General features: G+C 72.5%; 23 protein-coding genes. 11 read left to right on the forward strand and 12 right to left on the reverse strand.

Annotation, left to right across the window (positions count from 1 at the left end; genetic code table 11):
* Positions 1-4: 4 nt before the first annotated feature.
* Entirely contained in the window at positions 5-1,642 is a 1,638-nt protein-coding gene (gene groL, locus ACQPWW_RS30400; RefSeq protein ID WP_433127266.1) for a chaperonin GroEL, read from the reverse strand.
* A 70-nt stretch (positions 1,643-1,712) separates the two neighbouring features.
* The gene (groES, locus tag ACQPWW_RS30405; RefSeq protein WP_030330046.1) at positions 1,713-2,027 is read right to left on the reverse strand and encodes a co-chaperone GroES; all 315 of its coding nucleotides are present in this window, start codon (positions 2,025-2,027) and stop codon (positions 1,713-1,715) included.
* 259 nt (positions 2,028-2,286) lie between these two features.
* On the opposite strand from groES, the gene ACQPWW_RS30410 reads away from it, so the two are divergent.
* From ACQPWW_RS30410 to ACQPWW_RS30445, 8 genes are all read left to right on the forward strand, one after another.
* Positions 2,287-3,483, forward strand: a complete 1,197-nt coding sequence (locus tag ACQPWW_RS30410; protein ID WP_433127267.1) for a THUMP-like domain-containing protein — start codon at positions 2,287-2,289, stop codon at positions 3,481-3,483.
* A gap of 10 nt (positions 3,484-3,493) precedes the next feature.
* On the forward strand, positions 3,494-3,973 hold the full coding sequence (gene ybaK, locus ACQPWW_RS30415; RefSeq protein WP_433127268.1) for a Cys-tRNA(Pro) deacylase: 480 nt from the start codon (positions 3,494-3,496) through the stop codon (positions 3,971-3,973).
* A 179-nt stretch (positions 3,974-4,152) separates the two neighbouring features.
* Entirely contained in the window at positions 4,153-5,247 is a 1,095-nt protein-coding gene (locus ACQPWW_RS30420) for a sugar ABC transporter substrate-binding protein (RefSeq protein ID WP_433127269.1), read from the forward strand.
* 112 nt (positions 5,248-5,359) lie between these two features.
* Positions 5,360-6,178: an ATP-binding cassette domain-containing protein gene (locus ACQPWW_RS30425; protein WP_007465114.1), complete on the forward strand. Its 819-nt coding sequence runs from the start codon at positions 5,360-5,362 to the stop codon at positions 6,176-6,178.
* A complete protein-coding gene (locus ACQPWW_RS30430) occupies positions 6,175-7,437 on the forward strand; it encodes a sugar ABC transporter permease (RefSeq protein ID WP_433127270.1) in 1,263 nt (420 codons plus the stop codon). The genes ACQPWW_RS30425 and ACQPWW_RS30430 overlap by 4 nt, the downstream gene beginning before the upstream one ends.
* A 22-nt stretch (positions 7,438-7,459) precedes the next feature.
* Positions 7,460-8,641, forward strand: coding sequence for an ROK family protein (locus ACQPWW_RS30435; protein WP_433127271.1), 1,182 nt, complete (start codon positions 7,460-7,462; stop codon positions 8,639-8,641).
* Between the two features lie 19 nt (positions 8,642-8,660).
* Positions 8,661-8,957, forward strand: a complete 297-nt coding sequence (locus ACQPWW_RS30440) for a DUF1707 SHOCT-like domain-containing protein (protein ID WP_433127272.1) — start codon at positions 8,661-8,663, stop codon at positions 8,955-8,957.
* A 125-nt stretch (positions 8,958-9,082) separates the two neighbouring features.
* Positions 9,083-9,823 (forward strand): DUF4142 domain-containing protein, encoded by a 741-nt coding sequence (locus ACQPWW_RS30445; protein ID WP_433127273.1) that lies wholly within the window; start codon positions 9,083-9,085, stop codon positions 9,821-9,823.
* Positions 9,824-9,846: 23 nt separating this feature from the next.
* Here the strand turns inward: ACQPWW_RS30445 and ACQPWW_RS30450 are convergent, their stop codons facing one another.
* From ACQPWW_RS30450 to tsaB, 4 genes are read right to left on the reverse strand one after another with little or no spacing between them, the layout of a single operon-like run.
* Entirely contained in the window at positions 9,847-10,101 is a 255-nt protein-coding gene (locus ACQPWW_RS30450; protein ID WP_433127274.1) for a hypothetical protein, read from the reverse strand.
* Positions 10,102-10,115: 14 nt separating this feature from the next.
* The gene (tsaD, locus tag ACQPWW_RS30455; protein WP_179780980.1) at positions 10,116-11,162 is read right to left on the reverse strand and encodes a tRNA (adenosine(37)-N6)-threonylcarbamoyltransferase complex transferase subunit TsaD; all 1,047 of its coding nucleotides are present in this window, start codon (positions 11,160-11,162) and stop codon (positions 10,116-10,118) included.
* On the reverse strand, positions 11,155-11,637 hold the full coding sequence (gene rimI / locus ACQPWW_RS30460; protein ID WP_433127275.1) for a ribosomal protein S18-alanine N-acetyltransferase: 483 nt from the start codon (positions 11,635-11,637) through the stop codon (positions 11,155-11,157). Before rimI ends, tsaD begins: the two co-directional genes overlap by 8 nt.
* On the reverse strand, positions 11,634-12,311 hold the full coding sequence (gene tsaB, locus ACQPWW_RS30465) for a tRNA (adenosine(37)-N6)-threonylcarbamoyltransferase complex dimerization subunit type 1 TsaB (protein ID WP_433127276.1): 678 nt from the start codon (positions 12,309-12,311) through the stop codon (positions 11,634-11,636). The genes rimI and tsaB overlap by 4 nt, the downstream gene beginning before the upstream one ends.
* A 375-nt stretch (positions 12,312-12,686) precedes the next feature.
* On the opposite strand from tsaB, the gene ACQPWW_RS30470 reads away from it, so the two are divergent.
* Positions 12,687-13,391 carry a helix-turn-helix domain-containing protein gene (locus ACQPWW_RS30470; RefSeq protein ID WP_433127277.1) on the forward strand — a complete coding sequence of 235 codons (705 nt, stop codon included), beginning with the start codon at positions 12,687-12,689 and terminating at the stop codon, positions 13,389-13,391.
* A 99-nt stretch (positions 13,392-13,490) separates the two neighbouring features.
* Here ACQPWW_RS30470 and ACQPWW_RS30475 read toward each other — a convergent pair whose 3' ends face one another.
* From ACQPWW_RS30475 to ACQPWW_RS30500, 6 genes are all read right to left on the reverse strand, one after another.
* Complete coding sequence (locus tag ACQPWW_RS30475; protein WP_433127278.1) at positions 13,491-14,192, reverse strand: uracil-DNA glycosylase; 702 nt, start codon at positions 14,190-14,192, stop codon at positions 13,491-13,493.
* A 65-nt stretch (positions 14,193-14,257) separates the two neighbouring features.
* Positions 14,258-14,740: a tRNA (adenosine(37)-N6)-threonylcarbamoyltransferase complex ATPase subunit type 1 TsaE gene (gene tsaE / locus ACQPWW_RS30480; protein WP_433127279.1), complete on the reverse strand. Its 483-nt coding sequence runs from the start codon at positions 14,738-14,740 to the stop codon at positions 14,258-14,260.
* Complete coding sequence (locus tag ACQPWW_RS30485; protein ID WP_433127281.1) at positions 14,737-15,840, reverse strand: alpha/beta fold hydrolase; 1,104 nt, start codon at positions 15,838-15,840, stop codon at positions 14,737-14,739. The genes tsaE and ACQPWW_RS30485 overlap by 4 nt, the downstream gene beginning before the upstream one ends.
* A complete protein-coding gene (gene alr / locus ACQPWW_RS30490; RefSeq protein WP_433127283.1) occupies positions 15,837-16,955 on the reverse strand; it encodes an alanine racemase in 1,119 nt (372 codons plus the stop codon). The genes ACQPWW_RS30485 and alr overlap by 4 nt, the downstream gene beginning before the upstream one ends.
* A 90-nt stretch (positions 16,956-17,045) precedes the next feature.
* A complete protein-coding gene (locus ACQPWW_RS30495) occupies positions 17,046-18,515 on the reverse strand; it encodes an NAD(P)H-hydrate dehydratase (RefSeq protein WP_433127285.1) in 1,470 nt (489 codons plus the stop codon).
* Positions 18,516-18,570: 55 nt separating this feature from the next.
* Positions 18,571-18,939: a holo-ACP synthase gene (locus ACQPWW_RS30500; protein ID WP_433127287.1), complete on the reverse strand. Its 369-nt coding sequence runs from the start codon at positions 18,937-18,939 to the stop codon at positions 18,571-18,573.
* Positions 18,940-19,113: 174 nt separating this feature from the next.
* Here ACQPWW_RS30500 and ACQPWW_RS30505 point away from each other — a divergent pair, with 174 nt between their 5' ends.
* Positions 19,114-19,410, forward strand: coding sequence for a hypothetical protein (locus ACQPWW_RS30505; protein WP_433127289.1), 297 nt, complete (start codon positions 19,114-19,116; stop codon positions 19,408-19,410).
* Complete coding sequence (locus ACQPWW_RS30510) at positions 19,407-20,999, forward strand: alpha/beta hydrolase (RefSeq protein ID WP_433127291.1); 1,593 nt, start codon at positions 19,407-19,409, stop codon at positions 20,997-20,999. The genes ACQPWW_RS30505 and ACQPWW_RS30510 overlap by 4 nt, the downstream gene beginning before the upstream one ends.
* Positions 21,000-21,001 lie beyond the last annotated feature (2 nt).

Here is a 21,001-nt window from a genome sequence, read left to right on the forward strand (position 1 = left end):
CGGGTCAGAAGCCCGGGCCGTGCTGGTGGCCGTGACCGTGGCCGCCACCGGCGGCGGCCGGCTCGGCCTGCTCCGGCTTCTCCACCACGAGGCTCTCCGTGGTGAGCAGCAGACCGGCGATCGAGGCGGCGTTGGTGACCGCGTTGCGGGTCACCTTCACCGGGTCGATGATGCCGGCCTTGACCAGGTCGACGTACTCGCCCTTGGCGGCGTCGAGGCCGTTGCCCCACTTCAGGTCGGCGACCTTCTGCGTGACGACGTAACCGTCGTGACCGGCGTTCTGGGCGATCCAGCGCAGCGGCTCGACGAGCGCCTTGCGCACGACCGAGACGCCGACCTTCTCGTCACCGGTGAAGCCCAGGTCGTCGTCGAGCACCGAGAGGATCTGCACCAGGGCGGCGCCGCCGCCGGGCACGGTGCCCTCCTCGACCGCAGCCTTGGTCGCCGCGATGGCGTCCTCGATGCGGTGCTTGCGCTCCTTCATCTCGACCTCGGTCGCCGCGCCAGCCTTGATGACGGCGATGCCACCGGAGAGCTTCGCCAGCCGCTCGGCCAGCTTCTCCCGGTCCCAGTCGGAGTCGGAGGCCTCGATCTCCTTGCGGATCTGGGCCACCCGGTCGGCGACGTCGGCCTTCTGGCCGCCACCGTCGACGATCGTGGTGTTCTCCTTGTCGACCACGATGCGCCGAGCGGTGCCGAGCACCTCCAGGCCGACCTGGTCGATCTTGTAGCCCAGCTCCGGGGCGACCAGCTCGGCGCCCGTGGAGATCGCGATGTCCTGGAGCATCGCCTTGCGCCGGTCACCGAAGCCGGGGGCCTTGACCGCGCAGACCTTGAGGGTCTTGCGCAGCGAGTTGACCACCAGGGTGGAGAGCGCCTGGCCGTCCACGTCCTCGGCGATGATCAGCAGGGGCTTGCTGTTCTGCAGGACCTTCTCCAGCAGCGGCAGCAGCTCTTCGATCGCCGAGATCTTCTGGGTGGTGACCAGGATGTACGCGTCCTCAAGGACGGACTCCTGGCTCTCCAGGTCGGTGACGAAGTTCGGCGAGATGAAGCCCTTGTCGAACTGGAGACCCTCGGTCACGTCCAGCTCGGTGGTGAGCATGGAGCCTTCCTCGACGGTGATGACACCGTCGCGGCCGACCCGCTCCATCGCCTCGGCGATCAGATCGCCGATCGTGGCGTCCTGCGCGGAGATCGTCGCCACGTTCGCGATCGACTCCTTGCTGGTGACCTCCGCGGCACGGCCGAGCAGCGCCTCGGAGACCTTGGTGGCCGCCGCGTCGATGCCCCGCTTGAGGCCGGCCGGGTTGGTGCCGGCGGTCACGTTGCGCAGGCCCTCGCGAACCATCGCCTGGGCGAGCACCGTCGCGGTGGTGGTGCCGTCACCGGCGACGTCGTTGGTCTTGGTCGCCACCTCCTTGACCAGCTGCGCGCCAAGGTTCTCGTACGGGTTGGTGAGCTCGATCTCCTTGGCGATGGTCACACCATCGTTGGTGATCGTCGGCGCACCGAATTTCTTGTCCAGGACGACGTTGCGCCCGCGCGGGCCGAGGGTGACCTTGACCGCGTCCGCGAGGGCGTTGACACCGTGCTCCAGCAGGTGCCGGGCGTCGTCCGAGAAGCTCAGGATCTTCGCCATGAATGTCCCTTCGAAGCGCCATTGCCCCGGCCCGGCGAGCCGGACCGGGGCAGTGGCACTGATCGGTTGCTTACTTCTCGATGACCGCGAGGACGTCGCGGGCGGAGAGCACCAGGTACTCCTCGCCGGCGTACTTGACCTCGGTGCCGCCGTACTTCGAGTAAAGGACGGTGTCGCCGACCTGAACGTCAACCGGAACCCGGTTGCCGTTGTCGTCGACGCGCCCCGGGCCCACAGCGAGGACAGTGCCCTCCTGCGGCTTCTCCTTGGCGGTGTCGGGGATCACGATGCCCGACGCCGTGGTGGTCTCAGCCTCGTTCGCCTGGACCACGATGCGGTCCTCGAGCGGCTTGATCGCAACCTTGGTCGCGGTAGTCACGGGCATACCCTCCTGGGGTACTGGTTTCGTTGCTGGCCGGCGGGGCCAACCAGCGTCAATCTGCCTCATGCCACCGGGCGGGACCGTCGTCGCGGGTGCCGGTCCGCCTGGCGTGCGCACCCGGGTCGCGAGACCCGGAAGCTGGCACCCTCAGGGTGAGAGTGCTAATCGCAGGTTATTCCGTGGCTAGCACTCCGTCAAGGAGAGTGCCAGCGAGTCGCGCCCCGCCAGCCTGGATTTCCGGGTCCACCCGGACAATGACCGGGTGGATCTCGATCAGCTGGCGGCGCTGCGTACCCCCGAGGGGTCGGCCGCGCTCACGGCGGCGGCCGGGCTGGCCGGCGGTGATCCGCTGGCCGCGGCGTCGGCGCTGCGGGCGGCCGGGGTGCCGCCGACGCTGGCCGCGGCGGCGCTCACCCAGGCCGAGCTGCGGCACCGGGCGGTCGGCAAGTTCGGTCCGGCCGCCGCCGGGATGTTCCTCACCCGCGCCGGGCTGGAACAGGCCACCCGCCGGGTGGTCGCCGATCGTCGGGCCGCCCGGCTGTCCGCGGCCGGCGTCCGCACCCTGGCCGACCTCGGCTGCGGCCTCGGCGCGGACGCGCTGGCCGCCGCCCGCGCCGGCATCCGGGTGTACGGGGTGGAGGCCGACCCGGTGACCGCCGCGATGGCCGCCGCCAACGCCGAGGCGGCCGGGCTGGCCGAGCTGTTCACCGTCGAGTGCGGCGATGCCACAGCGTTCGACGTCTCCCGCGTCGACGGGGTCTTCTGCGACCCGGCCCGCCGCGCCACCGGCACCGGACGACGGATCTTCGACCCGCGCGCCTACTCGCCACCGTGGGACTTCGTCACCGGGCTGGCCGAGCGGGTGCCGCGCACCGTGGTGAAGGTGGCGCCGGGCCTGGACCACGCGCTCATTCCGGCGGGCGCGGAGGCGGAGTGGGTGGGCGTGGACGGCGACCTGGTGGAGGCCGCGCTCTGGTGTGGTGAGCTGGCGGAGGTGCCCCGCCGCGCGACGCTCTACCGGCAGCAGGGCGTCGAGACCCGTCGCCACCAGCTCACCGGCTCGGGTGCCGACGAGGCGTCGGTCGGGCCACCCCGGCGCTACCTGTACGACCCGGACCCGGCGGTGGTCCGCGCACACCTCGTCGCCGAACTGGCCGGCGAGCTGGACGCCACCCTCGGCGACCCGAGCATCGCCTACCTCTACGCCGACCAGCCGACCCGCACCCCGTACGCACGCTGCCTGGAGATCACCGACGTGTTGCCGTTCTCGCTCAAGCGCCTGCGGGCGCTGCTGCGGGACCGCCGGGTGGGCCGGGTGGAGATCCTGAAGCGGGGTTCCGCGCTCACGCCGGAGCAGCTTCGGCGGGACCTGCGGCTGGCCGGTGGTGAGGCGGCGAGCCTGGTGCTCACCCGGGTCGCCGGCGCACCGACGGTGCTGATCGGTCGGCCGGTCGACTAGCGTCGGCGGGGTGGCAGGACAGGGCACTCCGGCAACGGCACTGTTGGTCAAGCGCGGCATCGCGCATCGCACCCATCCGTACCGCGTGTCGCCGGACGCCCCGAACTACGGCGCGTTGGTGGCGGTGGCGCTCGGCGTGGCGCCGGAGCGGGTGTTCAAGTCGCTGGTGACCGAGGTCGACGGCGCGCTCACCGTGGCGGTCGTTCCGGTCACCGGCGAACTGGACCTCAAGGCGCTGGCGGCGGCGGTCGGTGGCAAGCGGGCGGCGCTGGCCGACCGGGTGGTCGCGGAGCGGGCCACCGGCTACGTACGCGGTGGGATCAGCCCGCTGGGGCAGCGTCGGCGGTTGCCAACAGTGCTGGACCAATCCGCGCTGGACCTGCCGACGATCTACGTTTCGGCTGGTCGGCGTGGTCTGCAACTCGAACTGGCCGCGGCGGATCTGGTGGCGTTGACCGACGCCCGCACCGCGCCGTTGCAGACCCGCTGACGACTCTCGTTACGTCGACTCCACCGTGGGATACCCACTGAGTAACAGTCGCGTTGCTGAATTGTTATCGCCCCCAACAAACTTGGCACCTGCGCGGTCTTGTGGAGCCGGTGTGACGCGAAATACGTTGCCGGACACAACAAAACAACACCTCCCCCACCTCCGAAAGGACCCTGCACATGCGTAAGGGGATCCTCACCATCGCCGCCGTGGGCCTGCTCGCGACCGGCGGCTTGACCGCCTGTAGCGACGACTCCGGCAACGGCTCGGCCGACTCCAAGAAGACTCCCAAGATCGGCGTGATCCTTCCGGACAGCAAGTCCTCCCCCCGCTGGGAGACGGCGGACCGTCGCTTCCTGGAGGAGGCGTTCAAGGCCGCCGGCGTCCAGTACGACATCCAGAACGCCCAGAACGACAAGGCCGCATTCCAGACCATCGCCGACCAGATGATCACTGGCGGCGTCACCGCCCTCATGATCGTCAACCTGGACTCCGGCACCGGCAAGGCCGTGCTCGACAAGGCCAAGTCGCAGGGCGTCGCCACCATCGACTACGACCGGCTCACCCTGGGCGGCTCGGCCCAGTACTACGTCAGCTTCGACAACGAGGTCGTCGGCAAGCTCCAGGGCGAGGGTCTGTCGAAGTGCCTGACTGAGAAGAACGCCAAGAACCCCGTCGTGGCGTACCTGAACGGCTCCCCCACCGACAACAACGCCACCCTGTTCAAGGCCGGCTACGACTCGGTACTCAAGCCGAAGTTCGACTCCAAGGAGTACACCAAGGGCCCGGACGACGCCGTGCCGGGCTGGGACGGCCCCACCGCCGCGACCATCTTCGAGCAGCAGCTCACCGCGACCAAGGGCAAGATCGACGGCGTGCTGGCCGCCAACGACACTCTCGGCAACGCCGCCATCTCGATCCTGAAGAAGAACAAGCTCAACGGCAAGGTGCCGGTGACCGGCCAGGACGCCAGCGTGGAGGGCCTGCAGAACATCCTCGCCGGTGACCAGTGCATGACCGTCTACAAGGCCGTCCGGGAAGAGGCCAAGGCCGCGTCCGACCTGGCCATCGCAGTGGCCAAGGGCGAGAAGAAGGACACCGGCCAGACGGTGAAGGACCCGGAGGGCAATCGCGACGTCCCCTCGGTGCTGCTCACCCCGAAGGCCATCTACAAGGACAACGTCAAGGACGTCGTCGCCGACGGCTACGTGACCAAGGAGCAGATCTGCGCCGACGCGTACGCCAAGTTCTGCGCCGAAGCCGGCATCAGCTGACCGACGCCGCAGTACCCGCCGGAACGACCACCGCCGCCCGGCACGGGAGCACCTCCCGTGCCGGGCGGCGCCCGCCGGACGGGCCCCGACCCTCCCTTAAGAAGGAGACCCCGTGTCCGCGACTCCCCTGCTGGAACTCCGCGGGATCGACAAGAGCTTCGGTCCCGTCCAGGTGCTCCGCGACGTCGCCCTGAGCGTCCACCCCGGCGAAGTGACCGCACTTGTCGGCGACAACGGCGCCGGCAAGTCGACCCTGGTGAAGTGCATCAGCGGCATCTACCCCACCGACGCCGGTGAGGTCCTGTTCAACGGCGAACAGGTGCACATCGGCAGTCCCCGCGACGCCGCCACGCTCGGCATCGAGGTCGTCTACCAGGACCTCGCGCTCTGCGACAACCTGGACATCGTGCAGAACATGTTCCTCGGCCGGGAGAAGCACAGCGGCATCGTCCTGGACGAGCCGACAATGGAACAGCTCGCCGCCGAGACCCTGGCGGGGCTCTCCATCCGCACCGTCACCTCGCTTCGCCAGCACGTCTCCAGCCTCTCCGGCGGTCAGCGCCAGACCGTGGCCATCGCCAAGGCGGTGCTCTGGAACAGCAAGCTCGTCATCCTGGACGAGCCGACCGCCGCCCTGGGCGTGGCACAGACCGCCCAGGTCCTCGAACTCGTCCGCCGCCTCGCCGACAACGGCCTGGCAGTGGTGCTCATCTCGCACAACATGAACGACGTCTTCGCCGTCTCCGACCGGATCGCCGCGCTGTACCTCGGCCAGATGGTCGCCCAGGTGAAGACCACAGACATCACCCACGCCCAGGTGGTCGAGCTGATCACCGCCGGGCGCTCGGGCGGGCTCGGCCTCGCCACCGACCCGGGCAGCAACGGCGACGGCCCGCAGCCGGCCGACTCGATTTCAGGAGGCGTCCGATGACCACCACCGCCGTGCGGAAGGACGGCCCCGCGGCCGTCACACCCCCGCCGACCGTCGGAGGCCACGTCCGCAACTACGTCAGCCGGGTACGCGGTGGCGACGTCGGCGCCCTCCCGGCCGTGCTCGGCCTGATCGTGCTCTGCACCGTCTTCGGGATCATGCGGCCGTCGTCGTTCCTGTCGGCCGGCAACTTCGCCAACCTCTTCACCCAGGGCGCGGCGGTCACGTTGATCGCGATGGGCCTGGTCTTCGTCCTGCTGCTCGGCGAGATCGACCTCTCCGCCGGCTTCGCCAGCGGCGTCTGCGCGGCGGTGCTGGCCAATGTGGTCACCGTGCTCGGCTACCCCTGGTGGGTCGCCGTGCTCGCCGCGATCGCCACCGGTGTCATCATCGGCACCACGCTCGGGATGCTGGTCGCGAAGATCGGCATTCCGTCCTTCGTGGTCACTCTCGCCGGCTTCCTCGCCTTCCAGGGCGTCGTGCTGCTGCTCGTGCAGGAGGGCACCAACATCTCCGTCCGCGACGAGGTGCTGGTCGCCATCGCCAACCGCAACCTCGCCCCCGCGCTGGGCTGGGCGCTGACCGCCGTCGCCGTCGTCGGCTACGCGGCGGTGCAACTGCTACGCCACCGCAACCGGGCGGCCCGTGGTCTGATCACCGACCCGATCGCGGTGGTGGCGCTGCGGATCGGCGGGCTCGCCGTCATCCTCGGCACCGCCGTGTACGTGCTCAACCTGGAGCGCAGCCGCAACGTCCTCATCGTCTCGCTCAAGGGTGTGCCGATCGTGGTGCCGATCATCGCGGTGCTGCTTGTCATCTGGACCTTCGTGCTCCAACGCACCAGCTACGGCCGGCACATCTACGCCGTGGGCGGCAACCGGGAAGCGGCCCGCCGGGCCGGCATCGGAGTCGACCGGATCCGGATCTCCGTCTTCGTGATCTGCTCGTCCATGGCCGCCATCGGTGGCATCGTGGCCGCCAGCCGGGCCAACTCGGTCGACCCGAACACCGGGGGCAGTAACGTCCTGCTCTACGCGGTCGGCGCGGCGGTGATCGGCGGCACGAGTCTCTTCGGCGGCAAGGGTCGCGTCCTCGACGCCGTGCTCGGTGGCGCGGTGGTCGCGGTCATCGAGAACGGAATGGGCCTGATGGGTTACACCGCGGGGGTCAAGTACGTGGTCACCGGCGTCGTGCTGCTCCTCGCCGCAAGCGTCGACGCGCTCTCCCGCCGCCGCGCGGCAGCCACCGGCACCCGCTGACCGCGCGGGAGGTAGCACCCCGATGCGCCCAGGACCGAGTCAGGACGACGTCCGACGGCAGAACCTCGGTGCCCTGCTGCGGCACGTGCACGTCCACGGGGCGACGACGCGCGCCGAACTGACCACCACGCTGGGCCTCAACCGCAGCACCATCGGCGCGCTCACCGCCGACCTGTCCGCAGTGGGACTGGTGAGCGAGGGGGCACCCAAGGAAACCGGCCGGGCCGGCCGACCGTCACTTGTCGTCCGGCCCGAGTCGGCCCGGGTGTACGCGTATGCGTACTCCGTGGAGGTGGACCGGTTGCGCGCGGCCCGGATCGGGCTGGGCGGCGCGGTCCTGGACCGCCGGGACCTGGACCGACCACGCAGCCTGCTGGCCGCGGAGGCCGCGCCGCTGCTGGCCGGCGCGCTCAAGGAGATGCAGCAGACGGTGCCGCCCGACGCGATCTGCGTCGGCGCCGGCGTCGCGGTCTGCGGAATGGTCCGCCGGGACGACGGCCTGGTCCGGCTCGGCCCGACCACCGGCTGGGTGGACGAGCCGATCGGCGCGGCCCTCGCCGCCGAGTTGGGCGTGGAGGTGCCGGTCACGGTGGGCAACGTGGCGGACGTCGCGGCGTTCGCCGAGCACGCACGGGGGGTGGCGGCCGGCTGCGACAACGTCCTCTACCTCTACGGTGACGTCGGCGTGGGTGCCGGCATCATCGCCGGTGGCCGCCGGCTGACCGGCCACGGTGGGTACGGCGGCGAGGTCGGCCACATGAAGGTGGTCCTCGACGGCAGGCCCTGTGAGTGCGGCTCCCGGGGCTGCTGGGAGACCGAGATCGGCGAGCACGGTCTGCTCCGTGCTGCCGGACGTTCCGACGCCCGAGGTCCCGACGCGCTGCTGGCCGTCTTCGACGCCGCCGACCGCGGTGACGCCCGCGCGCAGACCGCTGTCCGCCAGGCCGGTGACTGGCTCGGCTTCGGGCTGGCCAACCTGGTGAACGTCTTCAACCCGGAAATGGTCATCTTCGGCGGCACCATGCGCGACCTCTACCTCGCGTCGGCGGCCCAGGTCCGCAGCCGGCTCAACTCCAACGCGCTCGCCGCCTGCCTGGAACACGTCCGGTTGCGTACGCCGAAGTTGGGCGAGGACGCCCCCCTGATCGGGGCCGCCGAGTTGGCCTTCGAACGACTCCTCGCCGACCCCCTCGACGTGGGCTGATCCGCGTACGCTGTCCAGCGTGGATGTCGAGCTGCGCGCTTCCGACGACGACCGCAACCGGCTGGTCGCCGAGCTGCACCGGCACACCGCGGCGGGCCGGCTGACCCTCGACGAGTTCTCCGATCGGGCGGGTGCGGTGTGGACGGCGCGGACCCTCGGTGACCTGGCCGCCCTGACCCGCGACCTGCCGGCCCTGCCCCACCCGACCACCGACAGCGACCCCGTCGAGCACGGGCGTCGGGAGTTGCTGATGCTCTTTGCCGCCGCCGCGCTCACTCTGCTACTGCTCGGCGGTTTCCTCGCCGTCACCCGCTGATCCGCGTCGCCCTGCGATGAACTGATCGCGTGATCAGTCCGTACCAGTGGGCGGACGGGCAGTCGGCAGGATGTGGCTGCCCGGTCCAGACGCGTTCCGGTCCGGACCGAGGAGGCCCCACAGACATGGCACCGCTCAGCTCCGCCCATCGCCGACTGGGCAACCGGACCCACCGAGCGGCGCTGCTGCTCATCGCGATCGTCGCGGCGGTCGGTGTCCTGCCCGGCGTGGCCGTCGCCGCGCCCGCCGGCGGTCAACAGCTCAACGCCGCCGACATGACGCTGCTCAACGGGGTCCGGTTGGCCGGGCTGTGGGAGATGCCAGCCGGCCAGATGGCCGCCGAGAAGGGCCAGTCGGCGAAGGTCCGCGAGATCGGCGCGGGCATCGCCGGCGAACACCAGCGGCTCGACCAGCTGGTTGTCGACGCGGCAAACAAGTTGGGGGCAACTATCCCCAGCGAGCCGACCGCCGAGCAGAAGGGCTGGCTGACGGAGATGCAGAACGCCTCCGGCGCCCGGTTCGACCAGATCTTCGTCACCCGGCTCCGGGTCGCCCACGGCAAGATCTTCCCGGTGATCGGCGCGGTCCGCGCCAGCACCCGGGACGCCACCGTCCGCAAGCTCTGCGAGGACGCCAACGCCTTCGTGCAGCACCACATGCAGATGCTGGAGAGCACCGGGCTGGTCCGCTGGCCGGAGCTGCCGCCGGCCGCGCTGCCCGCCCCCGGCAAGGATGGCCTGCTGGCGGCCGCCGGGGCGAACTCCGGCCCGCAGCCCGGAGTCAGCAGCACAGTCGTCTGGCTGGTCTTCCTCGCCGCGCTGGGCACCGGCGGCATCGCCACGTACCGGATGCTGCGCCGCAGCTGACCACCGCTCGCTGGTGGCTCGGCTCAGCGGTCGACCTGGGTGAAGTCCCAGGAGTGCGGTGCGCGGGCCACCAGCAGGGCGGGCGGATCGGGCAGCTGGCGTGGGTTGCTGCGCCACTTGGAGATGACCACCACCCGGTGGTCGGTGGAGGAGAAGACCTCGCTGGAGACGTGCAGCGGATCGTGTTCCAACTCGGGCAGGGCGGTGTCGCACACCCAGGTGATCAGGTCGGCGACTCCGTACGCCTCGGCGCGTGCCTCCCACATCCGTACGATCATGTCCGCCGCTCCCGTCACACGCTGACCGTTGTCAACGGCAGTGCCGAGTCGGCTGGCAGATCCAGGCGGCTGGGCGCGACCCCGGCGGCGACCAGGTGCGACCCGAGCGCCGCCACCATCGCCCCGTTGTCGGTGCAGAGCTTCGGTCGGGGCACCCGGACCTGGATGCCGTACTTCTCGGCCCGCTGCTCGGCCATCGCCCGCAGCCGCGAATTCGCCGCCACTCCCCCACCGATCACCAGGGTCTCGATGCCCTGCGCACGGCAGGCGGCGAGCGCCTTGCTGGTCAGGACGTCACAGACCGCCTCCTGGAAGGACGCGGACACGTCGGCCACCGGCACCGGCTCGCCGGCCCGCTGACGCGCCTCGACCCAGCGGGCCACAGCGGTCTTCAGCCCGGAGAACGAGAAGTCGTACCGGTGGGCGGCAAGATCCTTCGCGGCGGTCAGGCCACGGGGGAAGGCGATCGCGGCGGCGTCACCGGCCCGGGCCTCCCGGTCGATCGGTGGGCCGCCCGGAAACGGTAGCCCGAGCAGCCGGGCCACCTTGTCGAACGCCTCGCCGGCCGCGTCGTCGATGGTGGCGCCCAGCGGGGTGACACCCCGGGCCAGGTCGTCGACGAGCAGCAGGGACGAGTGCCCGCCGGACACCAGCAGCGCGATGGCAGGTTCGGGCAGCGGGCCGTGCTCGAGGGTGTCCACCGCGACGTGGGCGGCGAGATGGTTCACGCCGTACACGGGCTTCTCGGCGGCGAGGGCGTACCCCTTCGCGGCGGCGACACCGACCAGCAGCGCGCCGGCCAACCCTGGCCCGGAGGTGACAGCGATCGCGTCGATGTCGGCAAGGGTGACGCCGGCCTCGGTCAGCGCCCGGTCCATGGTCGGCACGATGGCCTCCAGGTGTGCCCGACTGGCCACCTCGGGCACCACGCCCCCGAACCGGGCGTGCTCCTCGACGCTTGAGGCGAGCGCGTCGGCCAGCAGGGTGTGCCCCCGCACGATGCCGACGCCGGTCTCGTCGCAGGAGGTCTCGATGCCCAGGATCAGCGGTTCGTCAGCCATTGTGGTGTGGTCCGTCCCCGGTCGGCTCGGCGTCGCGCCGCATCACCAGCGCGTCGGTGTTGCTCGGTTGGTAGTAGCCCCGCCGCACCGCGACCGGCTCGAACCCGTACGTCGCGTAGAGCCGCTGAGCCGCGGCGTTGTCCACGGCGACCTCCAACAGGGTGCTGCGGGCGTCCCGTCGGGTCGCCTCGGCGAGCAGTTCCTCCAGCAGGGCGCGGCCCACGCCGCGCCGCTGGGCGTCCCGGCGGACGGCGATGTTCTGGACCCACACCTCGCCCGGCGGAACACCGGCGAGCCCGGCGTAACCGAGCACCGCGCCGTCCGCGTCGACGGCGACCCGGTAGTGGTGCCCGTTGGCCAGCTCGCTCCAGAACATGGCTGGCGACCACTGCTCGGCGCCGAAGAGGTCCGCCTCGATCGGTAGCACGTCGTCGATGTGCCACCAGCGGAACGGTTCCAGTCGTACCGCCGTCATGGCAGGACCGGTTTGCGGCCGGTCGCCGCCACCGCATCGGGCCGGCGCAGGTAGAGCGGAGTGAGCCGCTCACTGGCGGCACCCGCGCGGATCCGTTCGGCGGCGAGCAGCGCCAGCACTGTGGCGTCCGGATACCGTGGCTCGACCCGGACGGGCAGGTCCAGGGTCTCGGCGTACCGGTGCGCCCCATCGCCGACCGCGATCGTCGCGCCCAGCTCCCGAGCGCGCGCGGCGGCGACCACCGGCGTGGACACCTCAGGGCCGACGATCCGCTCGCCGGCGCCGTCGTAGACGGCCCAGTAGAGCTCCTTGCGCCGGGCGTCGCTGGCGGCCAACACCGGCTCGCCGGACGCCGCCGGGTAGCCGATCCCGTCCAGCGAGCAGACGCCGTACGTGGGGATGCCGAGCACCTGGCCCATCGTCGCGGCCGTGACCAGGCCGACCCGCAGCCCGGTGAACGGTCCGGGGCCGAGCCCGGCAACGATGGCGGTCAGGTCACGCGGGCGCGCGCCGGCATCGGCGAGGACCGCGTCCACCTGGGGCGCGAGCAGTTCGCCGTGGGCGCGGGCGTCGACGGTGCAGCGGTGCGCCCGCGACGCCACGCCGTCCGCCGAGACCTCCACCAGCGCCGCGGTCACCGCGGGGGTCGAGCTGTCCACCACGAGTACGAGCACGGTAAGCCAGCCTAGCGGCCCCGCTCCGCGCCCCGGTCACGCCCCGCCCCGCGCCTGCCGGGCAGCCCCACCTGCCGGACGGCGCCACGTGCCGCACGGCACCACCTGCCAGCTGACCCCAACCGCCGGACGCCGCCACCTGCCAGCTGGCCCTACCTGCCGGGCGGCCCACCTACCCGGCGGTCGGCGACATCCCCCAATGAGCGGTATACCTGTGAGTCATATTTATGACTCACAGGTATACCGCTCATCAGGGAAAGGCCCGGTCGCCGGAGGCACATCACCCTGTGGGCCGGTGCCGCGGGCAGAACGCCCTCCAGTCGTGATCCCGCCTCAGCCGTATCGGCAGTGGCCGTCGTGGTTCACCATCCCGGGATGGCATCCACTCGTCTTGTCGGTCTCCTCGCGACCGCCGTCCGTGAGCAACGGCAGTCGCGCGAGCTGAGCCAGTGTGAGCTGGCCGAGTTGGCCGGAGTCAGCCAGGCGACGGTCGCCCGGATCGAAGGTGGCGGTCGAGCGCCCAGCATCGCCGTGCTGGAGCGCCTGCTTGCCGCGATGGATGTGCAGTTGGTCATCGGGGTTGAGCCGTTGGACGCGCACCTCGACGCCCGGATCGATGACCTCGCCGCCAAGCCGATCGCCGAGCGGATCGACGGGCTGGGCCTGGATCAGTTGCTCGATCGGCTCACCGGCGTTCCGCAGGTCCTCACCGGCAGTACCGCGGCGTTGTTGCAGGGAGCGCCGGTGCCGGTCGACGCGCTGGAGATCGCCCTGCGCTGGCAGGACTCCAAACCGTTCACCCGCTGGCTGGAGAAGAACTACGGCCAGCGGTGGAACGCCCGCTGGGGTGAGTTCGGTGGGGTGTGGTTGGAGCCGGAGGACCCAGGCGAACATCGATGGTCGACCCGGTACGGGGAGATCAGGGCCACGATGTGCGACGAGCTGCCCGAGACGATCGAGGTGCAGCACGGTGGGCGGAGTTACCGGGTGGTGCCGCTTGTCGAGCTGGAGCTGAGCGAGCCACACGCCGCCGAACTGTTACGCCGTTACCGGGACCGGCAGCTGGCTGCCGACGGCTGAGCCAACTACCGGCCACACCAGCAACAGGACGTCGACGAGCGGCTCGGCGCGCCGCCGCGGGCGGTGGGACGCCCGCAGCGCGCTCGGCCGAGTGCCAGCTCAGCCGGCGGTGCGCTCCCAGTCGATGGTGGGCAGGCCGGCGTCGGCGAGTGCCTTGTTGGCCGCGCTGAACGGACGGCTGCCGAGGAAGCCGCGCGGGTTCATCGGGCTGGGGTGGCCGGCCTCCAGCACCACGTGCTGCGGGTTGGTGACAAGTGCCGCCTTCTTGCGGGCGTAGCCACCCCAGAGCAGGAAGACCACCCGGTCCGGCGACGCGTCCAGCGCCCTGATTGTCGCGTCGGTGAACTCCTCCCAACCGGCGTTGGCGTGCGAGCCCGGGGTGGCCTGGCGGACGGTCAGCACCGCGTTGAGCAGCAGCACACCCTGGGCGGCCCAACCGTCGAGGTTGCCGCTGCGCGGCTTGGGAACACCGACGTCCTCGCCCAACTCCTTGAAGACGTTGCGCAACGACGGCGGCACCGCCACACCGTCACGGACGCTGAAGCTCAACCCGTGCGCCTGCCCGGCCCGGTGGTAAGGGTCCTGCCCGAGGATCAGCACGCGGGTGCCCTGCGGCGGGCAGAGCCGGTATGCCGAGAACAGGTCCTCCAGCGGCGGGAAGACGGTCTGGGTCGCGTATTCCCGAGAGACGAACTCGGCCAACGCGGCGGTGCGGGCCGCGTCCAGGTGCGGGGTGAGCACGGCACGCCACTGCTCCGGCAGCAGGGCCAGCAGGTCAAGGGCGGGGGCATCGTCGGGCATCAGGAACCTCTCACAGCGCGGGTCGGTCCCCCGCACTCTAGGCATCCGGTACGACAGCGGCCGGCCTAACCCAGGTCGGCGAGCCGCCGGGCCCAGTCGCCACCGATCGGGTCCAGCTCGACGATCCGGGTGTCGTCGTCGCGGCGGTCGATCCGGACCCGCAGGTGGGTGTCGACCAACTGCTCCACCAGGCCCTCGCCCCACTCCACCACCGTCACCGAATCGTCGACGGAGGCGTCGAGGTCCAGGTCGTCGATCTCGGCGCGCGGGTCGGTGGCGGCGCCCAGCCGGTACGCGTCCGCGTGCACCAGGGCCACCCGGCCGCCCCGGGCCGGATCGGGGCGGTGCACCCGGGCGATCACGAAGGTCGGCGAGGTGATGTCGCCGAGAACACCGAGCCCGGCGCCCACGCCCTGAGTGAGCGCGGTCTTACCGGCGCCCAGTGGACCGGTCAACAGCACCAGGTCACCGGCCCGCAGCAGCCCGGCCAGGCGTCGGCCGAACTCCCGGGTGTCCTCGACGGTCGGCAGCTTGACGACGTGACTCACCGTTCCTCCGGCTTCCCAAGTGATTCGAGGAACCGCGCGAGCGCGGCGTTGACCTCGTCAGCGTGCTCCAACATCACCACGTGGCCGCTGTCCTTGATTTTGACGAACTCGGCGTGTGGCAGCCGCCGGACGATCTCCTCGGAGTGGACCACTGGTGTGATCATGTCCTTGTCGCCGACCACCACCAACACCGGCGTCGCGGCCAACGCCGCGAGAGCCGGGAAGCGCGAGTGGGTGGCCAGGGTCCGCAGATAACGGGTCACCGTGTCGGCCGACGTCCGGGAGTTCATCGTCTCGACGAAGGACACGAGCGCCGGGCTGGGTTTGCGGGTGCCGAAGCCGTACCTGCGGGTCAGCAGCCAGGCCACGTTCGACGTCGACTTGCGGGCCTTGTCGATCACCGGCCCGCCGTACCTGGTGGCGTTGCTGACCATGTACAGCACCGGACCGCCGACCCTGCCGAGCAGCGCGGGCGCGACCAGCTTGGTTTCCGCGACGAGCCCACCCGACGTGGCCATCAGGACGGTACCCACCACCCGGTCGCCGAACAGCTCCGGAAACAACTCGGCGAACGCCATGATGGTCATGCCGCCCATCGAGTGGCCGACCAGCACCAGTGGCCCGTCCGGGGCGGTTCGGTCGATCACCTGGCGCAGCGTCCGGCCGAGCACCGCGAGGTCGTACTCCCCGGTCTCCAACCGGCCGGACCGACCGTGACCGGGCTGGTCGTACGCGACGACCCGGTAGTCACCGCGGGCGGCGAGCATCTGGCGCTGGAAGTGGAACGTCCCCATGTCCAGGCAGAAGCCGTGCACAAGCACCACGGTGGGCTGCCCCGGAACCGGCCGGGTCGGCTCGACCACCTCGACGTGGATGTCCGTGCCGTCCGGCAGCTCCAGGCGGAACGCCTCGTCGTACCGCTGCTCGCCGAACATCTCGTGCGCGTAGCGGTCGGCCGGGTCGGCCTTGAGCCGGCGGACCAGGGTGCGCTCGGTCGCGACCCCGGCCGCCAGGCCCGCCGCTGCCACCCCCACCGCGGCGCCGACGATCCCCGCGACCCGGCCGACCGCGGTCCGTGGACGCGGAATGCGGTAGCTCATGGCCGCTCGCCGTCGAAGACCCGAGGCACCCGCGTGCTGCCGAACCGGGTCACGATCTCGTAGTTGATCGTGCCGACCGCCTCGGCCCAGTCGTCGGCGGTCGGCTCGCCGTCCGCGCCGCTGCCGAAGAGCGTCGCCACGTCGCCGTCCGCCACCGGGTCGTCGCCGCAGTCGAGCACGAACTGGTCCATGCAGACCCGCCCCGAGATCGTCCGCCGTACGCCGCCGAGCTGCACCGGCCCGGTGTTGGAGGCGTGCCGGGGAACCCCGTCGGCGTACCCGAGCGGGACCACTGCCAGGTTCGCGTCGGTCTCCGTGGTGTAGGTGTGCCCGTAGGAGACCCCGGTGCCGGCGGGAACCCGCTTGGTGAGCATCACCCGGGCGCGGGCGGTCATCGCCGGTCGCAGCCCGTACGTCTCGCCGGCCACCGGGGAGAGCCCGTAGATGGCCAGACCGGGGCGGACCAGGTCGAAGTGGGTGTCCGGGCGGGTCAGGGTGGCCGCCGAGTTGGCGAGGTGCCGCCAGCGCGGTCGTAGCCCGGCCCGCTCGACCATGGCCAGCCCCTCGTGGAAGACGGCCAGTTGACGGTCGATGGTGGGGTGGCCGGGGAGGTCCGCGTACACGAAGTGGCTCCACACGCCGACCACCTCGACCAGGCCGTCGGCCTGCGCCTTCGTGGCGGCGTCCAGCAGCGCCGGCCAGTCGGCGACGGTCGCCCCACCCCGGGACAAGCCGGTGTCGATCTTCAGGTGCAGGCGGACGGGACGCGCGGCGAGCCGGCTCGCCTCGATCATCTCGTCCAGTTGCGACAGGCTGGCCGCGCTCAGGTCCACCCCGGCGCTGACCCCCTCGTGCAGCGGCAGGCCGGGCGCGAGCAGCCAGGCCAGCACCGGCGCTGTCACCCCGGCCCGACGCAGGGTGAGCGCCTCGTCGAGGGTGCAGACACCGAGCCAGTCCGCGCCGGCGTCGAGCGCCGCGCGAGCGGCCGGAAGCATCCCGTGGCCGTACCCGTCGCCCTTGACCACCGCCATCAGCTCGGCGGTGGTGGCGGAGCGGAGCCTGCTCACGTTCTCGCGGATCGCGTCAAGATCGACGCGTACCTCGGCCTGCCACATGCGCCCAGCCTACTTTCCGCGGAGATCAGCGCGGGCGGCGACGCACGTCCCGGGCTGTCGATCCGGTCGATCCGCCCGGGACCGACCCGGTCAGCCCAGCCGGGCGACGACCGGGCGCAGCGCGGTGACCACGTCGGGCGCGGTCACCGGCCCACTCCGGGCCGCCTCCCGGCCGGCGAGCCCGTGCAGGTAAGCGGCCGCGGCCGCGGCCCGATCGGTGGGCACCCCGGCCGCCAGCAGTGAGCCGAGCAGCCCGGCCAGCACGTCGCCGGTGCCACCGGTGGCCAGTGCCGGGGAGCCGGTCGGGTTGACGTACGCCCGGCCGTCCGGCGTGGCGATCACCGTGCGGTCGCCCTTGAGCAGCACCACCGCCTGCATCCAGGCGGCCAGCCGCAGCGCCGCGCCGACCCGGTCGGCGCCGGGCTCCTCGCCACAGAGTCGGGTGAACTCACGGTCGTGCGGGGTGACCACGATCGGCGCGTCCCGACCGCGGAGCCGGTCGGCGAGCGAACCGTCCACCAGCAGGGTCAACGCGTCGGCGTCGAGCACCACCGGCACCGGGGCGGCCAGCACGGCGCGCAGCTCGGCCGCCGCGTCGGCGCCCGTGCCCAGCCCCGAACCGCAGACCCAGGCCTGCACCCGACCCGCGTCGGCGACGCGTCCGCTGGCGATCACCGAGGGGTGCTGGCGCAGCACCTCGTCGCGGGCGCTGCCGGCGTAGCGGACCAGACCGGTCGGCCCGGCCAGCGCACCGCCCACGGAGAGCACCGCCGCACCCGGGTAGGTCGCCGAGCCGGTGGACACCCCCACCACGCCCCGCGTGTACTTCTCCGACGCCGGGCCCAGCTCGGGCCACCAGTCGACCACGTCGGACCACTCGGTGACCCGCAGCGCCGGGGTGCCTCGCAGCCACGGTCGCAGCCCGATGTCGACAAGCTCCACCTGCCCGGCCAGGGCGGCGGCCGGCCCGACCACCAGGGCGGGCTTCAGCGCGCCGAACGCCACAGTCACGTCGGCGTGGACCGCGTCCGGCCGGCCGGACGATGCCAACGGCACGTGCCCGGTGTCCACCGCGACCCCGCTGGGCACGTCCACCGCCAGCACGGTGGCCCGGTGACCGTCACGTCCACGCAGCTCACCGAGCCGCCGCACGACCGCGTCCGCGCCGGCCCGCAGTCCGCCGGTGCCACCGATGCCGACGATGCCGTCGAGCACCAGGTCGACCGGGCCGGTGGGCTGGTCCACCAGCCGGCCGCCGGCAGCCCGCAGCGCGGCCAGCCCCGCTGCGTGCGCACGACCGGGGGTGAGGAGCAGGGCGGACACGTGGACACCTCGGCGGGCCAGTCGCTCCCCGGCGTACAACGCGTCGCCGCCGTTGTCGCCGGAGCCGACAAGCAGCAGCAGCCGGCCGCCGTAGACGCCGCCGCGCTCGGCGAGCAGCAGCGCGGCCCGGCGGGCCAGCCCGGCGGCGGCCCGCTGCATGAGCGTCCCCTCCGGCAGCGTGCCCATCAGCCCCGCCTCGGCCGCCCGTACGTCGGCCACCCGCCACACCGATCTCATGCCACCGTCTCCCCATCCGTTCGCGGGTGGACCCGACCGGTCCGCCCGGTCGACGTCACCGTTCCGCGACCACCATGGCCGACGCGATCCCCCCGTCGTGCGACAACGAGAGATGCCAGTGGTTGACCCCGCGCGCCTCGGCCGCCGCCGCCACGGTGCCGGCGACAGCCAGCCAGGGGCGGCCGTCCGGGTCGGCCTTGATCTCGCAGTCGTGCCAGCTCAGCCCGGCCGGCGCGCCGAGCGCCTTGGCCACTGCCTCCTTGGCGGCGAACCGGGCGGCGAGCGACTCCGGCGGGCGCGGGCTGCCGGAGCGGGTGTGCCGCTCGGCGGTGGTGAAGAGTCGGTCGGCGAGCAGCGGCGTCCGGGCCAGGGCCCTGGCGAACCGGTCGACAAGCACCACGTCGATGCCGACAGCGACGATCACCACCACACCCTACCGGCGGCCGGGGCCGCAGATTAGCCGTCGGGCCCGCGGTGGGCAACGCCTGTGGACGGGCCGGGGTACGGCCCACCGCCCGCTGTCCACAGGGCACTCCGGGGCCCGCCACGCCCGCCTAGCGTCAGCGCGTCGATGCCGATCGTCCACGGGGGTGTGGTCATGACCGATGAGCTGTTCGCCGTCCGGCCGGAGGAGCTGCGGGCGGTCGCCGGCACGCTCGACAACGAGGCGTACCGGCTGGCGCTGGGCCTCGCGAGGGTGCCCGGGCTGCTGGTGGTCGCGCCCGAGTGGCAGGCCGGCGCGGCTCTGGCCGGGTTGGAGGCGGCCGGGCACGCCTGGTTCTGCCGGCTGGGCGCCCAGGCCGCGGCGACCTCCGGTGGGGTCCGGGCGGCGGCCGAGGCGTACGAGACGGCTGACGACCGGGCCGCCGGCCGGTTCGCCGCGCTGCCTCGGTGAGCGGCGTCGGCTACCGGCAGCTGTGGGCGGCCGATCCGGGCGGCTGGCGGTCCGCCGGGGTGGCCTGGGCCGGGCTGACCGGGCCGGTCGACCGACAGGTCGGCGAGTTGGGGGCGGCTGGCACGCGCCTGCGCGGCGGTTGGTCCGGTGCGGCGGCCACGGCGGCGGACGCCCGGCTCGCCGGTCTCCGTGCCGAGCTGGCCTCGATCGCGCCGGCACTGATCGAGGTCGACCAGGTGTTGGCCGAGCTGGCGGGCCGACTGACTGTCGCGAAGGCTCGGCTCGCGGAGACGGTCGCCCGGGCGGACGCGGCCGGGCTGGTGGTGGACCGCGCGGGCGGGGTGCACGTCGATCCGACCCGGGTCCGGCCCACCGAGCGGGCCGGCGTGGCGGCGGCTCGGGTGGCGGGCGCCCTGCGCGACGCGCTCGACGCCGCCGGGGCGGCGGATCGGGTCGCCGCGGAGCGCCTGGACGAGCTGTCCCGGGCCGCCGGCTCGGGTTGGGCGTCCCCGCCACCGCCGGGTCGGCCGGCGGCCGGTGCGGCACCGACGTTGGTCCGCGCCTGGTGGTCCGGGTTGACGCCGGCGCAGCGCCGGTGGCTGATCGGGCACGAGAGCGCACTTGTCGGCCGGTGGGACGGAGTGCCGGTGGCCGCCCGGGACCAGGCCAACCGGCTGCGGCTCGGGGTCTGGCGCGCGGAGTTGCTGGCTGAGCGGCGGCGGTTACTGACCCGGGTGCCGCCGGGGCCGCTCACGTCGCTCCGCCTGCACGGGGTGGCCGGGCGGTTGGCCGGCCTGGACGCGTTGGCCGGGCGGCTGGCGGCCGGCTGGGAGCCGCGGGCGTACCTGCTCGGGTTGGATCCGGCCGGTGAGGGTCGGGCGGTGCTGGCGCTCGGCGACCCGGACCACGCCGACCGGGTGCTGACCTACGTGCCGGGAATGACAGCGGGTCTCGACGACGCTCACGCCGAGTTGGGCAGGGCGGCGCGTGTGCTGGACCGGTGCGTCGCGCTCGCCCCGGGTGAGCGCAGCGCGGCGGTGCTCTGGTTGGACTACGACGCCCCGGATTTCCTGACCGAGGCGGCCTCGGCGGGCCAGGCCCGGGACGCCGGCCCGGCGCTGCACCGCTTCCAGGAGGGGCTGCGGGCCAGCCACGAGGGGCCACCGGCCCGGCAGACCGTGCTCGGGCACAGCTACGGGTCAGTGGTGGTGGGGACGGCCGCCCGGGAGCACGGGCTGGCCGCCGACGCGCTGGTCTTCGTCGGCTCGCCCGGGGTCGGCGCGTCGCACGCCGCCGAGCTGGGCGTGCCACCCGGTGAGGTCTGGGCGAGCAGCGCCCCCGACGACGTGATCCGCGCCGCCCGCCCGGTGGACGAGCTGGGCCGACGCGCCCTGCTCGGCGTGGCGCCACTGGCCGCCGTGCTGGGCTGGCCCGACCGGACGGGGCACGAGCTGTGGTTCGGTCACGACCCGTCGGAACCGGGGTTCGGCGGTCGGGTCTTCACCAGTGGGCGAGGCGGGCACACCGGTTACTGGGACCCGGGCAATCCCGCGCTGGACGGGATGGCCCGGGTCGTGCTGGGGCGTTGAGG

It is taken from the genome of Micromonospora sp. CA-240977 (genome assembly GCF_050942285.1).
Lineage (GTDB): Bacteria > Actinomycetota > Actinomycetes > Mycobacteriales > Micromonosporaceae > Micromonospora.

Coding starts and splice junctions, on each gene's coding strand:
- ACQPWW_RS30485 (WP_433127281.1), bottom strand. CDS start 15,840: ATGAGCTACCGCATTCCGCGTCCACGGACCGCGGTCGGCCGGGTCGCG.
- ACQPWW_RS30505 (WP_433127289.1), top strand. CDS start 19,114: ATGACCGATGAGCTGTTCGCCGTCCGGCCGGAGGAGCTGCGGGCGGTC.
- ACQPWW_RS30450 (WP_433127274.1), bottom strand. CDS start 10,101: ATGATCGTACGGATGTGGGAGGCACGCGCCGAGGCGTACGGAGTCGCC.
- alr (WP_433127283.1), bottom strand. CDS start 16,955: ATGTGGCAGGCCGAGGTACGCGTCGATCTTGACGCGATCCGCGAGAAC.
- ACQPWW_RS30445 (WP_433127273.1), top strand. CDS start 9,083: ATGGCACCGCTCAGCTCCGCCCATCGCCGACTGGGCAACCGGACCCAC.
- ACQPWW_RS30435 (WP_433127271.1), top strand. CDS start 7,460: ATGCGCCCAGGACCGAGTCAGGACGACGTCCGACGGCAGAACCTCGGT.
- ACQPWW_RS30495 (WP_433127285.1), bottom strand. CDS start 18,515: ATGAGATCGGTGTGGCGGGTGGCCGACGTACGGGCGGCCGAGGCGGGG.
- ACQPWW_RS30430 (WP_433127270.1), top strand. CDS start 6,175: ATGACCACCACCGCCGTGCGGAAGGACGGCCCCGCGGCCGTCACACCC.
- ACQPWW_RS30420 (WP_433127269.1), top strand. CDS start 4,153: ATGCGTAAGGGGATCCTCACCATCGCCGCCGTGGGCCTGCTCGCGACC.
- groES (WP_030330046.1), bottom strand. CDS start 2,027: ATGCCCGTGACTACCGCGACCAAGGTTGCGATCAAGCCGCTCGAGGAC.
- tsaD (WP_179780980.1), bottom strand. CDS start 11,162: ATGGCTGACGAACCGCTGATCCTGGGCATCGAGACCTCCTGCGACGAG.
- groL (WP_433127266.1), bottom strand. CDS start 1,642: ATGGCGAAGATCCTGAGCTTCTCGGACGACGCCCGGCACCTGCTGGAG.
- rimI (WP_433127275.1), bottom strand. CDS start 11,637: ATGACGGCGGTACGACTGGAACCGTTCCGCTGGTGGCACATCGACGAC.
- ACQPWW_RS30475 (WP_433127278.1), bottom strand. CDS start 14,192: ATGCCCGACGATGCCCCCGCCCTTGACCTGCTGGCCCTGCTGCCGGAG.
- ACQPWW_RS30470 (WP_433127277.1), top strand. CDS start 12,687: ATGGCATCCACTCGTCTTGTCGGTCTCCTCGCGACCGCCGTCCGTGAG.